8 protein-coding genes and 2 pseudogenes are annotated in these 13,087 nt (G+C 75.7%); 2 read left to right on the top strand and 8 right to left on the bottom strand.

Annotation, left to right across the window (positions count from 1 at the left end):
* Positions 1–76 precede the first annotated feature (76 nt).
* On the top strand, positions 77–805 hold the full coding sequence (locus tag CLV37_RS14130) for a hypothetical protein (RefSeq protein WP_106211460.1): 729 nt from the start codon (positions 77–79) through the stop codon (positions 803–805).
* Here the strand turns inward: CLV37_RS14130 and CLV37_RS14125 are convergent.
* Genes CLV37_RS14125 through CLV37_RS14105 form a run of 5 tightly spaced genes read right to left on the bottom strand, consistent with a single transcriptional unit; the run spans position 783 to position 8,402 of the window.
* Positions 783–4,232 carry a bifunctional diguanylate cyclase/phosphodiesterase gene (locus tag CLV37_RS14125; RefSeq protein ID WP_106211458.1) on the bottom strand — a complete coding sequence of 1,150 codons (3,450 nt, stop codon included), beginning with the start codon at positions 4,230–4,232 and terminating at the stop codon, positions 783–785. The two genes, CLV37_RS14130 and CLV37_RS14125, sit on opposite strands and share 23 nt — an antisense overlap.
* A gap of 55 nt (positions 4,233–4,287) precedes the next feature.
* A complete protein-coding gene (locus CLV37_RS14120) occupies positions 4,288–4,896 on the bottom strand; it encodes a flavin reductase family protein (RefSeq protein ID WP_106211456.1) in 609 nt (202 codons plus the stop codon).
* 11 nt (positions 4,897–4,907) lie between these two features.
* A complete protein-coding gene (locus CLV37_RS14115) occupies positions 4,908–7,088 on the bottom strand; it encodes a YhgE/Pip family protein (protein ID WP_106211454.1) in 2,181 nt (726 codons plus the stop codon).
* Positions 7,089–7,101: 13 nt separating this feature from the next.
* A complete protein-coding gene (locus tag CLV37_RS14110; RefSeq protein ID WP_106211452.1) occupies positions 7,102–7,803 on the bottom strand; it encodes an ABC transporter ATP-binding protein in 702 nt (233 codons plus the stop codon).
* Positions 7,800–8,402, bottom strand: a complete 603-nt coding sequence (locus CLV37_RS14105; protein WP_170127266.1) for a TetR/AcrR family transcriptional regulator — start codon at positions 8,400–8,402, stop codon at positions 7,800–7,802. The genes CLV37_RS14110 and CLV37_RS14105 overlap by 4 nt, the downstream gene beginning before the upstream one ends.
* A 175-nt stretch (positions 8,403–8,577) precedes the next feature.
* On the opposite strand from CLV37_RS14105, the gene CLV37_RS14100 reads away from it, so the two are divergent.
* Positions 8,578–10,410, top strand: a complete 1,833-nt coding sequence (locus CLV37_RS14100; protein WP_106211448.1) for a VanW family protein — start codon at positions 8,578–8,580, stop codon at positions 10,408–10,410.
* Positions 10,411–10,460: 50 nt separating this feature from the next.
* Here CLV37_RS14100 and CLV37_RS14095 read toward each other — a convergent pair.
* From CLV37_RS14095 to CLV37_RS28130, 3 genes and pseudogenes are all read right to left on the bottom strand, one after another.
* Positions 10,461–11,408 (bottom strand): annotated as a pseudogene (locus tag CLV37_RS14095) (RNA polymerase sigma factor); the annotation flags it as partial.
* A gap of 504 nt (positions 11,409–11,912) precedes the next feature.
* Positions 11,913–12,356: a hypothetical protein gene (locus CLV37_RS14085; protein WP_106211444.1), complete on the bottom strand. Its 444-nt coding sequence runs from the start codon at positions 12,354–12,356 to the stop codon at positions 11,913–11,915.
* Between the two features lie 322 nt (positions 12,357–12,678).
* A pseudogene (locus tag CLV37_RS28130) lies at positions 12,679–13,087 on the bottom strand (hypothetical protein); the annotation flags it as partial.

Genomic DNA, 13,087 nt, shown 5'->3' with positions numbered 1-13,087 from the left:
ACCGGCGCGCACGACGTCGCAGGGTTCGAGCGCCGCGGGGGTGCGAAGGCCGCACCCGGAGCGCCGGGAGGTCGTCGTGGCGGGTGCCCCGTGGTGGGAGGAGTTCGGCGCGGGTCCCGCACCGGCCGCCACGGACACCGCACCCGCCGCCGCGCCGCAGGTCGTACCGTCACCCCGCCCGCCCCGCCGGCCACGGGGGCTGCAGGTCACCGCGGCCGTGCTGAGCGTCGTGCTCCTGGCCCTGCTCGGGCTGCTCGCCGCCCGGAGCCTGACCGGCCCCGCCGCGGCGCCGGGGCCCGAGGCCGTCCCGGGGTCCGGCACCCCCGCGGCGCCCCCGGTCACCCCCGTCGGCTCCGCGGCCGCGGACCCCCCGGCCGGCACCGCCGCCGCCGACGCCGCGGCCACGAGCGAGCTGGAACGGCTGCGGGAGCGGGGCCTGGCCACGCACCCCCCGCGGGGGCAGTGGGTCGCGCAGCTGGCCGCCAAGAGCGTCGGCACGACCGACCCCGTGCAGACCGCCGCCAACGGCAGCAGCACCTTCTACGCCGCCGACATCCTCGCCCAGAGCCGCGAGATCGCCTCCGGCGTCGCGGGCGGTGACGTCTTCGTGCTGCGCAGCACCGACTTCGGCACCGGGCTCGTCGACGCCCGCGGCAACCCCTACTGGGCGACCCTGGCCGCGGGCCCCTTCGCCGACTCCGACGACGTGCGGGCCTGGTGCGACAGCATGTTCGCCCGGGTCCCGGCCGACGAGCGGGGCAACGCCTGCCTGCCCAAGCAGCTCACGCCGCCGGCGGGGCGCTGACGCCCGCAGCCGTCCACGGCGCCCCCGCGAGGGTGTCGAGCAGCGTCCGCTCCGGCAACGGCCGGCTGTACAGGTAGCCCTGCACCGTGTCGCAGCCGTAGCGGCGCAGCAGGTCCGCCTGCCCGGCCGTCTCGACGCCCTCGGCGACCACCGACAGCCCGAGCGCCGAGCCGAGGCCGAGGACGGCCCGCACCACCGCGTCGCAGCTGGGGTCCACGCCGAGCCCCGCGACGAAGGCGAGGTCGATCTTCAGGACGTCCACGGGCAGCTCGGTCAGCCGGGACAGGCTGGAGTACCCCGTCCCGAGGTCGTCGATGGCGATGCGCACCCCGAGGTCCCGCAACCGCTGCAGGTCGCCGCGCAGCGAGTGCGTGACGCGCGGCATCGTCGTCTCGGTCAGCTCCAGGACCAGCCGGTGGGCGGGCAGCCCGTGCCGTCCCAGCGCCGCCAGGACGTCCTCGCTGAGGTTGCCCGACTCCAGCTGCCGGCCGGAGACGTTGACGTGCACGGCCGGGGCCGCCGGCCCGAGCGCGGCGCCCCACGCGGCCGCCAGCCGGCAGGACTCGTCCAGGACGCGCCGCCCCAGGGCCAGCACGAGCGGGCTCTCCTCGGCGACGTCGAGGAACTCGGCGGGGGACAGCAGACCGCGCTGGGGGTGCTGCCAGCGCACGAGCGTCTCCACCGCCACGGGGTGCCCGGTCGCCAGGTCCAGCACGGGCTGCCCGTGCAGGACCAGCTCGTCCCGGCTCAGCGCCGTGGCCAGCTGCGGCAGCAGCCGCGCGGCCCGGCCGCTGCGCGCGTCCTCGCCGAGGCTGTCGTCGACCAGGTGCACCCGGTTCTTGCCGGCCCGCTTGGCCTCGTACATGGCGCCGTCGGCCCGGGCCAGGGCGTGCTCGGCCTCGCTGAGCCCGTCCCCGCCGCCACCGGGCCGGGCCAGGTGCGTGCCGATGCTGACCCCCACGGTGAAGGTCCCCGCCTCCACCGTCACCGGGGCGTGCAGGGCGCCCAGCAGACGCCGGGCGACCACCTCCAGCGCCTGGGCGTCCGGCACGTCCGGGCACACCACGGCGAACTCGTCGCCGCCGAGCCGGGCCAGGGTGTCCCCGGGGCGCAGGCACGCGCCGAAGCGGACGGCCACCTGCCGCAGGAGGTCGTCGCCCGCGCCGTGACCGGCCGAGTCGTTGACGGCCTTGAACCCGTCGAGGTCGCAGAAGAGGACGCCGACCCCGGTGCCGCTGCGACCGGCCGCCGCCAGCGCGTGCTCGAGCCGGTCGTGCAGCAGCGTCCGGTTCGGCAGGCCCGTCAGCCCGTCGTGCAGCGCCTGGTGGCGCAGGGCCTGCTCGGCGGCCTTGCGGGCGGTGATGTCCTCGATGAGGCACAGCAGCCGGGGCCCGGCCGCTGTGCCGGGCGCACCCCCGGCCGTGCCGTCGGCCGGGGTCCCCTCGGTCATGACGGTGGCCGACAGCAGCCCCCACCGCGTGGTCCCGTCGGCGTGCCGGTACCGCTGCTCGAACTGACCGTGGTCGTGCTCGCCCAGCAGGAAGGGGGCCAGCGCCACCAGGCTGTCGGCCCGCTCCTCGGGGTGCACCAGGTCGTGCACCTCCCGCCCGACGAGTCCCGCCGGGTCCAGGCCCGTGAACCGGCACAGCGTGGAGTTCACCTGCAGGATCCGGCCGGGGTCCTGCTCGTCCAGGCCGACGATGAGCATCCCGACCGGGGCGGTGTCGAAGGCGAGCCGGAAGCGCTGCTCGGAGGCCGCCAGCCGCATCCGGTCCGCGCGCTTGCCGGTGATGTCCTCCACGTGCGTCACCGAGAACCGGGCCGCTCCGTCGGGGTCGCGCAGGACGGCGGCGTCCAGCGCCACCCAGACGACGCGCCCGTCGGCGCGCACGTACCGCTTCTCGAAGTGCACGCTGGGCACCGCGCCGCTGACCAGCGCCCGCACCCGGTCCTGGGAGACGGCCAGGTCGTCGGGGTGGGTGACGTCGGCGAACGTCATGCCCAGCAGCTGCTCGCGCGAGTAGCCGAGCAGCGCGCACACCGCCGGGTTGGTGTCGGCGAACCGGCCGGCGTGCTCGCCGGTGAGGGTCGTGAGCAGCACCCCGGTGGGGGCCTGGTCGAAGGCGAGGCTGAACCGCTCCTCGGCCGCGCGCAGCGCCGCCTCGGCCGCGCGGCGGTCCGCGACGTCCCGCGCGGTCAGGGACGCGCCCACCACGGCGCCGGACCCGTCCAGCACGGGGGAGAACGCGACCGACAGGTCCAGGTCGGTGCCGTCGGCGTGCCGGCCGGGCGTGTCGACGGGGTCCACGACCTGCCCGGCGACCGCCCGCGCCAGCCACCCGTCGAGCTGGTCCGGCTCCCCGGCCAGGGCCAGGCCGTGCACGTGCGCCCCGACCGCGTCGGCGGCCGGGCGCCCGTACAGCCGCTCGGCCGCGGCGTTCCAGGACGTGACCCGCCCGGCGTCGTCCACGGCGACGATCGCGTCGCGGGCGCCCGCGACGATGCCGGCCAGCGCGGCGCGCTCGCGCTCCAGGCACCGGCGGTCGGTGACGTCGCGCGCGGCCGCGTAGACCCGTCGCTGCCCCCCGGTCTCGACGGGCGTCAGGGTCAGCTCGATGGTCAGCTCGTGCCCGTCGCGGTGCACGGCCGGCACCTCGACCGTGCCCGTGAGGCGACGGACACCGGTGGCGGTGAACCGGGTGAAGCCCGTGGTGTGGGCGGCCGCGGACGACGACGGCACGATGGTCTGCGCGAGGGTGCGACCGACCGCCTCCTGCGCGGGCCAGCCGAACACCCGCTCGGCGGCGGCGTTCCAGGACGTGATGCGCTGGTCGGTGTCGACGGCCAGGAAGGCGTCGCTCGTGGCGTCCAGCACGAGGCGCAGCTCGGCGTCGCGGGCGGCGAGCTGCTCGGCCACCCGGGCCTGGCGGCGGCGCTCGAAGAGGGCCACGACGACCCGGGCGAGCCCCTCCAGGGCCTCCAGCTGCCCGGCGGACAGCTCCCCGGGCCCGGTGTCGAACACGCACAGGCTGCCCAGGGCGTGACCGTCGGGGTCCAGCAGCGGGGCCGAGGCGTACAGCCGGACCGTGCCGAGCCGGCCGTCGACCCACGGGTTCGTGCGGTAGCGCTCGTCCAGGCGGGCGTCGGGGACGTGGACGACCACGCCGTCGGTGAAGTGCAGCGCGCACATCGAGTCGCTGCGCGCGGAGTCCGAACCCTCGAACCCCACGGTCGTCAGCTGGCACTGGCGGTGCTCGTCGACGAGGTTGAGCGTGGCGTGCGGGACGCCCGCCACCAGCGCCGCGGCGCGCACCACGTCGTCGAGCTCACCGTCGGCCGGGGCGTCCAGCACGCCGTAGGAGTGCAGCGCCGCGACCCGCTCGGCCTCGGCGCGCTCCGGCTGCGGCAGGGCGAGGACGGGGGGCATCACGCTCGCGTGTCTCGGCACGCCGACGCGACGGCTTGAGACCCCCCGCCGAGGGTCAGCCCGGACGGTCCATCCGCAGCCGGCGCTCGGGGGCGAGGGTGAAGTAGTCCGAGGGGCCGCCGGCGCGCAGCAGCGGGTCCGCGGCGAGCGTGTCGAACACGCCGTCGACGAGGACGCTGTCGTCGAGGTGCACCAGGACGACCTCGCCCAGCACGAGCCAGGCGTCCACGCCCCGCCCGGCGGTGTCGGTGAGCTCCTGCACGCCCGTCACCCGGCACTCGAAGGCCACGAGGCTCTCGCCGACCCGCGGCGGCCCGACGAGCGTGGAGGGCTGCGCGCTCAGGCCGGCGAGGGCGAACTCGTCGACCTCGGGCCCCACGGCCGCCGACGTGGCGTTCATCCGCTCGGCCAGCGCCACCGAGGCCAGGTTCCAGACGAACTCCCCGCTCGCCTCGGCGTTGGTGACGCTGTCCTTGCGGCCGATGCTGGAGAACCCGACGATCGGCGGGCGGTAGTTGAAGAGGTTGAAGAAGCTGTAGGGCGCCAGGTTCGGCGTCCCGTCGGCCCCGGTGGTGGAGACCCACCCGATGGGCCGCGGCGCGACGATCGCGTTCAGCGGGTCGTGCGCGAGGCGGTGGCCCTGGCGGGGTTCGTAGGAGTGCACGCGCCGGGACGCTACAGCGACAGGCTGGGGTGCAGCTCGGCGACCGTCCAGGTGCGGCGGCGGTGGCAGGCGAGCACCGTCACCCCCAGCGCGAGGACCCCGAAGCCCAGCAGCACCGCCACGTCGGTCCAGACCGGGCCCGCGGGCGCGCCGGTGACGAGGTGCCGCAGGCCGTCGACGGCGTAGGACATCGGCAGGAACGGGTGCAGCCCGCCGAAGAAGTCCGGGGACGTGCCCACCGGGTACGTCCCGCCCGCCGAGGTCAGCTGCAGGACCAGCAGGACGAGCGCGACCAGCCGGCCCACCCCGCCGAGCAGCGCGTTGAGGCACTGGTGGATCGCGGTGAACACCACCGCGACCAGGGCCGCGAACAGCACCGTCGCGACGGGGTTCGGCGACGCGATCCCGACGGCCAGGAACAGGACGAGCCACAGCACCACGGCCTGCGCGACGCCGAGCAGGGCCCCGGGGACCCACCCGGCGACCGCCGCGCGGTACGAGGAGGCCGTGGAGGCCAGCGCCCGCTGCGAGACCGCCCGCAGCACCATGTAAGTGACCATCCCGCCCACCCACAGCGCGACCGGCACGAACAGTGGCGCGAGCCCGTCGCTGTAGCGGGGCACCGCGTTCTCCTTGACGCGGTCGGCGGCCACCGGCGACGCGACGACGCCGGCGCGGGCGGTGCCCTCCTCGCCGTAGTCGGGGACCTGCTGCGAACCGTCGGCGAGCTGGGTCTGCAGGGTGCCCGCCCCGTCGGCGAGCTGCTTCGTCCCGTCGGCCAGCTGCGAGGCGCCGGTCTGCGCCCGCGTCGTGCCCGTGGCCAGGGACGTGGCGCCGTCGTCGACGCGCGCGGCCCCCGCCGACAGCGCCGCGGCGCCGTCGGCGGCGGAGTGCGCGCCGGTGGCCAGGGTCCTCGTGCCCGTCGCCAGGGTCGCGGCCCCGTCGGCGGCCGAGGCGATGCCCTGCTGCAGCGCGGGGGCGGCGTCGGCGAGCTGCTTCGCCCCGCCGGAGACCGCGCTCGCGCCGTCGGACAGCTGCTGCGCGCCCGTCGCGAGGGCGCCGACCTGCTGGCGGACCTGGGTGGCGACGCCGGCGGCGGAACCGTCGGCGAGCGCCTGCTGCGCCTCCTGCAGGGTCGTGACGGCCTGGGCGAGGTTCGCGTCGCCGGGGTTCGCCGCCGCCAGGGCCCGGGTCTGGGTCAGCAGCTGGTCGACGAGGGGGCCGAGGTCCTGCGCCGCGCTCACCGCGGGCAGCAGCCGGTCGGCGGCGGCGGACACGGCGGCCGCTCCGGCCGAGACCTGACCGGCGCCGTGGGCGACCTGCGCGGCCCCGTCGGACAGCTGCGCCGTCTGCGAGGGCAGGTCCTTCGTCGCCGTGCGCAGCCGGCCCAGGCCCGTGGACAGCTGCCCCGCGCCGGCCGCGGCGCTGTCGGCGCCGGTGGCCAGCCGGGCGGTCCCCGAGGCCAGGTCCGCCGCACCCGTGCGCAGCTGCCCGGTGCCGGTGGCCAGCCGCTGGGCCCCCGTGCCCAGGTCGCCGAGCCCCACGACGAGGGAGTCGGCGCCCTCGCCGGCCCGGGTGGCGCCGTCCTTGAGCTGGCCCGCCCCGTCGGCGGCCTGCCCCAGGGAGTCGTGGACCTTGGAGAACGCGACGTAGACGTTCTCGAGGTAGTCCGTCGTGGCCCCCGCGGCGACCTTCGTGCGGATCGTCGTGGCGATGGTGTTCGTGACCTGGCCGAGGATGTAGTTCTCGGCGTCGTCCGTGGTGACGCTGAGCTTCGCCTGCTGCGGGGCGTCACCGCCCGTGGAGGCCAGGGCCGCCGAGAAACCCTTCGGGATGCGCAGCACCGCGGCGTACTCGCCGTCCGCCAGGCCCTTCGCGGCCCGGGCCTCCGACGTGGCGTGCCAGCTGAACCCCGCGGCGGCGTCCGGGCCGGTGAGCTCGGTGACGAGGTCCTGCCCGGCCTGCACGGTGCGCGGCGAACCGTCGACGCCCGTGACGGTCGCGGCCGTGTCGGAGTTCACGACGGCGGCCTGCAGGTTCGACAACCGGCTGACCGGGTCGGAGTTCGACCACAGGTACAGGCCCCCGTAGATGAGCGGGACGACGACGACCGCGACGAGGGCGAGCCGGGTGATCGTGGCCCGCCGGAACCGGGCGAGCTCGAGACCGGGCAGGGAGAAACGGGGGATCACGGGGTGTCCTGTCTCACAGTTCGGGGAGGTCGAGGAGGATGCGGTGGTCGCCGGGGTGCCAGCGGACGTCGGAGGCGTCCGAGCAGCTCGCGACCACGGTCAGCGGGGTCGTCTCCTGCAGGGCGGCCAGGGACTCCCAGGCGCGGCGGCGGTCCTCGCTGCGGCGCAACGAGTCGACGTCGTCCACGACGAGCACGTCGGGCTTGCCGATGAGCGCGAGGACCACGCCGAGGACCATGCGCTCGAGGGGGTCGACGTCGCTGACGAACTCCTTGGGCCGCAGCGCGGGGACGTCGGCGCCGGCCTCGGCGGTCAGGGCCAGGAACTGCTCGACGCGCTCGAGCTGCTCGGCGACCTGCCGGCCGCCGGCCCAGGGGCGGTGCCAGGGCTGGTGCAGGACGAGGCGTTCGGCGACGTGCTGCTCGACGGTCAGGGCGTCGTCGAGCTCGTTGACGCCGCGCACCTCGGCGAGCGCCACCCGGCGCCGGACCGCCGCTGCGCGCTGCGGCAGCGTCTGCCCCAGGACCGTGAGCGTCCCGGCGCTGGGTCGCATGCGCCCGGCGAGGGTGAGCAGCAGGGACGTCTTGCCCGATCCGGCGCGTCCGCGCACGACGAGCGTCCCGCCCGCGGGCACGTCGAGGTCGACGTCGGAGTAGACGGTGCGCCCGCCGGCGCGCAGCCCGAGCCCCTCGGCGCGGATGAGCGTGTCGGTCACGTCGGGACCTCCTCGGTGAAGGTTTCCAGGGCGGCGGTCAGCAGGCGCCGGCCCACGCCCGGGGGTTCGCCGAGCAGCCGGGCGGTGGTGAGCCCCTCGTGGGCGGTGACGAGGGCGCGGACGAGTTCGTCGGCGGGGACGGCGGGGCGCCGGCCCAGGCGGTGCAGGGCCTCGACGAGGACGGGGGCCAGGCGTTCGCGCAGCTGGGCCCGCTGGGCGGCGAGCGCGCGGGCGGCCTCGGGGTTGCGCAGCGCCTGGGCGGTGAACTCGGTGCGGACGGCGTGCCACTGGCGGTCGACGGGCAGGACCTCGAGGACGTGGGCGACGACCTGGTCGAGGTCGGTGCCGGGCAGGCCGCCGGCGAGGCGTTCGGTGACGCGGTCGACGAGTTCGGTGGTCTGGGCCGCGTGCAGGGCGGCGACGACCTCGTCCATGGTGGCGAAGTTGGAGTAGAACGCGCCGCGGGTGTAGCCGGCCTTGTCGCAGACGCTCTCGACGCTGCTGCGGGCCAGGCCCTGGTCGCCGAGGACCTCCAGGGCGGCGGCGAGGAGCCGGGCGCGGGTCTCGGCGCGGCGCCGGGTGGGCGCGGACGTGGTCACGGCACCAGCGTACGCGTCTTCGATACGAAATGCATCCGATTCGTTGTGCATCGAAGTGGTGTTCTCCGGCGGGTGGCCCTGGGAAGAGCACGTCCGGTGCACACCCGGCTCCTAGGCTGGGCCGCGCGGGCCGGACCGGGGCCCGTCACGGGGGATCGAGCAGGGGGACCAGCGGGTGACGAACACGGACCGTCCGGCGCAGCAGGACACGGCACGGCCCGCCGGGGCACGGCCGCGGCGGCCGTGGGCTCGGCGGCCGGCGACCTGGATCGGGCTCGGCGCCGTCGTGGTCGCCGGCGGGTACTGCGCCGCGGCGCTCGCCCTCGGCGGCCAGGCCCCCCGGGGGACCACCGTCCTCGGGCAGGACGTCGGCGGGCAGGACCGCGCGGCCTTGGGACGGACCCTGGGGCAGCGGGCGCAGGAGCTGCAGGCGCAGCCGGTGGCGCTCGCGCTGAGCGGGGCGGGGGCCGCCACGACCGCCGAGGTCGTCCCCGACCGGGCGGGGCTGGCCGTCGACGTCGAGCGCACCGCCGACCGGCTGGCCGGACCGGCGTGGACGCCCGCCCAGCTGTGGCGGCACGTGGCCGGCGGGAGCGCCGTCGCGCCCGTCGTGGACGTCGACACCGACGCCGTGCGGGCCGCGCTGCAGCCCGTCGCCGACTCCGTGGCCGTCGCCCCCGTCGAAGGGGCCGTGACGTTCGACGTCCGCGCCGACGGCACCGTCGAACCCGCCGTCACCGACCCCGTGGTGGGCCGGGCGCTGGACCTCGACGCCGCCGCCGGGAAGGTCGCCGACGGGTGGCTGGCGGGCGGGGCCGTCCCGCTGACCGTCACCGCGGTGCAGCCCGCGGTCGACGCCGCCGGGATCCGGGCCGCGGTCGACGCGATCGCCCGGCCCGCCGTCGCGGGGGACCTCGTCGTGGCCGGCGGGGGGCGCCAGGCCACGCTCGCCCCCGCCGCGTTCGCGCCCGCGCTGGCCGTGCGCCCGGTCGACGGCAAGGCCGCGCTCGTCGCCGACGGCGAGAGGTTGCAGGCCGCCGTCACCGCCGCCGACCCGCAGTTCGAGACCCCGCCGCAGGACGCGCGGATCGAGATCGTCGGCGACCGCCCGCAGGTGGTGCCCGCCGTCGCCGGCCGGGCCGCGCCCCCGGCCGACCTCGCGGCCGCCGTCACGGCGGCGCTCACGGGGACGAGCCCCACGCGGCGGGCCGAGGTGGCCCTCACCCAGTCGCAGCCCGCGCTCAGCACCGAGGAGCTGCAGTCGCTCGGCATCGTCGAGCGGATCTCGACCTTCTCCACCAAGCTCACCGCCGACGCCAAGCGCACCGAGAACATCCGGATCGCCGCCCGGTACGTGGACGGCACGATCCTGAAGCCGGGCGAGGAGTTCTCCCTCAACGACACCGTCGGCGAGCGCACCCCCGAGCGCGGGTTCAACAAGGCGCCCGTCATCTCCGGCGGCAAGCTCGTCGACGACTACGGCGGCGGGGTCTCGCAGCTGTCCACGACCCTGTTCAACAACGTGTTCTTCGCCGGCCTCGACGAGATCGAGCACAAGCCGCACTCGCTGTACATCTCGCGCTACCCCGAGGGCCGCGAGGCGACCCTGGACTGGCGCAGCATCGACAACCGGTTCAAGAACGACTCCGGGCACGGCGTCTACATCCAGGCCGGTGTCGTCGGCAACCAGGTCGTCGTGTCCATGTACGGGACGAAGTTCATGGACGTCGAGTCGATCACCTCACCGCGGCGCAACGTGAAGACCGGCCGGACCGTCTACGACACCTCGGCCCGCTGCACGCCGAACTCCACGCCGCACACGGGGTTCACCGTCGACGTCACCCGCGTCATGACGCCCGTGGCGGGCGGTCCGGAGCAGCGCGAGACGTGGACGACCGTCTACAACTCCGACAACCGGGTCGTCTGCGGGCCGGACCCGTCGGCGCCGAAGCCCAGCGCCACCGCGAGCGCCGCGCCCAGCGCTCCCGCCGGGACACCGGCGCAGTAGGAGCCGCCCCCGGGCGCGGTCGGCGCGACGGCCGCCGGGGCCGCGCTGGATCACTCGAGGTAGTCGCGCAAGACGTTGGAACGCGACGGGTGGCGCAGCTTCGACATCGTCTTGGACTCGATCTGCCGGATGCGCTCACGCGTCACCCCGTAGACCTTGCCGATCTCGTCGAGCGTCCGTGGCCGCCCGTCCCCCAGACCGAAGCGCATCGAGACCACACCGGCCTCGCGCTCGGACAGGGTGTCCAGGACCGAGTGCAGCTGCTCCTGCAGGAGCGTGAAGCTGACGGCGTCGGCCGGGACGACCGCCTCGGAGTCCTCGATGAGGTCACCCAGTTCCGCGGTGCCCTCCTGACCCAGGGGCGTGTGGAGCGAGATCGTCTCGCGGGCTTGCTTCTGGACCTCGGCGACCTTCTCCGGGGTCATGTCGAGCGCCTCGGCGAGCTCCTGCGCGGTGGCCTCGCGGCCCAGGTCCTGCAGCACCTGCCGCTGGACGCGGGCGAGCTTGTTGATGACCTCGACCACGTGCACCGGGAGGCGGATGGTGCGGGCCTGGTCGGCCATGGCGCGGGTGATGGCCTGACGGATCCACCACGTCGCGTACGTCGAGAACTTGTAACCCCGTGCGTAGTCGAACTTCTCGACCGCGCGGATCAGACCGAGGTTGCCCTCCTGGATGAGGTCCAGGAAGAGCATGCCGCGGCCGGTGTAGCGCTTGGCCAGGGACACGACCAGGCGCAGGTTGGCCTCGAGCAGGTGGTTCTTGGCGCGTCGGCCGTCCTCGCTGATCCACCACAGCTCGCGCTTGAAGACCGGGTCGATCTCGCCGCCGGAGCGCAGCTTCTCCTCGGCGAACAGACCGGCCTCGATGCGCTGGGCGAGCTCGACCTCCTGCTCGGCGTCGAGGAGGGCGACCTTCGCGATGAGCCGCAGGTAGTCCTTGACCGGGTCCCCGCTCGCCCCGGGGGTGAGCACCCTCGCAGCCGGCTCGTCGTCCTCCCCGGCGGGACCGACGGCGGAGACGGCGACGGGAACGAGTTCTCGGTGCCACCCACCCGGCCCGACGACCGGGGCGGCTCCCGGCGGTAGCGGCCGGCTGGAAACGGGTGGAGAGGACACGAGGGGCCTTCCGTGGCGGTACCGGCACCGGTGCGCGGCCATCGATCTGCACGCCGGTCTGACGTCCAAGCACGCACCGACGGCTCTCGATGTACCCCTGAGCGCGATCATCACACCACGTCGGGCACCAGAACACCACCGCCCCGGCCGGGCTGCGGGACGGTCGCCGGCCCGGTGCTCACCGGTTCGTCCGGGGGGAGCGACGCAAGTCGTCCACAGCGCGCCGTTCTTCGCGGTCGCGGGATTCCTCGACGTCCCACCCCTCGGTCGTGGACCTGTCGCTGAGACTGGTCAGGCACTCGCGGCACACCGCACGCCCGTTCCAGACGGTTGCCGCCTCGACCTCGGCGTCACCGGTCAGGAGGTGCTCGGCGCACAGGAGCCTCACCGGGGTTCACCCGCCCGTCCGGGCCGCGCTCGAACGGGTTCCGCACCCCGGTCGCCCGGGGGCCGCACGGGGTTGGTACCCGCCACCGACGCCCGGTCGGCAGCCAGGGCGGCCCGGGCGCTGACCGCGTCCGGGTGGACCGGGAAGCGGAAGATCTGACCGCTGCGCCGCAAGCTCCTCGACGTCGCGCCGTCCTGGTCGTCGAGGACCACGACACGGCGACGCAGGGACTTCCCCTGCGACCTGGCGGCCGTCAACGCCGTCAGCGCCTCGTCCGCGAACGACGGGACCCCGTGCACGTCCAGGAGGACGTCGTGGCCTCCGTCGCCCGTCACCGCCTCCAACAAACCGGCCCGCAACTCGGCCACCTCGGGGGTACCCACGGCTCCCTCGACCACGACGATCCGTTCGTCCCCGTGCGCACTGCTGTGGAGCTTCATCGTCAGGTGTCCTCACTCGGTGGTGGTCGTCCTCCTCGTCGGCGGGTGATCCCGCCGACGCACGCGCCGTACCTCACCACCCGACCGTCGACGACCCGGGTGACCCGGTGCGCCGACGTCGGCGAACAGGGACCACCGGCTCGAGGAGCACCGTCACCAGGAGCGGGCACGATCCAGAACCGCTCCCCGTGCCGCGGCGACCGCGACTTCGACGTGGAACTCCCTCGACTGTACGCGTGCCGTCCACCCGGAGCGCGGACGGTGGCCGCCCCCGGTCACGGTTCCGTCGCCCGAGCGTGGACAGCGCAGGCGCCGTCGGTCGTCAGGTCGTCCCCGGCGCAGGTCGAGCGGGCGCAGGCCTGACCGGGGCGACCTCCTCGGCCCCGCGATCCGCCGGTGCGGGTTTGGCGGGTGCGGGTCCGGCGGGTGCGGGTGTGGCGGGTGCGGGCGCCGGTGCGGGTTTGGCGGGTGCGGGCGCCGGTGCGGGTTTGGCGGGTGCGGGTTTGGCGGGTGCGGGCACCGGTGCGGGTTTGGCGGGTGCGGGCACCGGTGCGGGTTTGGCGGGTGCGGGCACCGGTGCGGGGTTGGCGGGTGCGGGCGCCGGTGCGGGTTTGGCGGGTGCGGGTTTGGCGGGTGCGGGCGCCGGTGCGGGTTTGGCGGGTGCGGGCGCCGGTGCGGGTTTGGCGGGTGCGGGCACCGGTGCGGGTTTGGCGGGTGCGGGCACCGGTGCG

It is taken from the genome of Kineococcus rhizosphaerae (assembly GCF_003002055.1).
Taxonomy (GTDB): Bacteria; Actinomycetota; Actinomycetes; order Actinomycetales; family Kineococcaceae; genus Kineococcus; species Kineococcus rhizosphaerae.
Note: the sequence above shows the minus strand (reverse complement) of the source record. Positions and strands in the feature narration are given on the sequence as shown.

Bases quoted from the DNA above. Each gene is read 5' to 3' on its own strand.
- CLV37_RS14085 (WP_106211444.1), bottom strand. From the start codon at position 12,356: ATGAAGCTCCACAGCAGTGCGCACGGGGACGAACGGATCGTCGTGGTC.
- CLV37_RS14125 (WP_106211458.1), bottom strand. From the start codon at position 4,232: ATGCCCCCCGTCCTCGCCCTGCCGCAGCCGGAGCGCGCCGAGGCCGAG.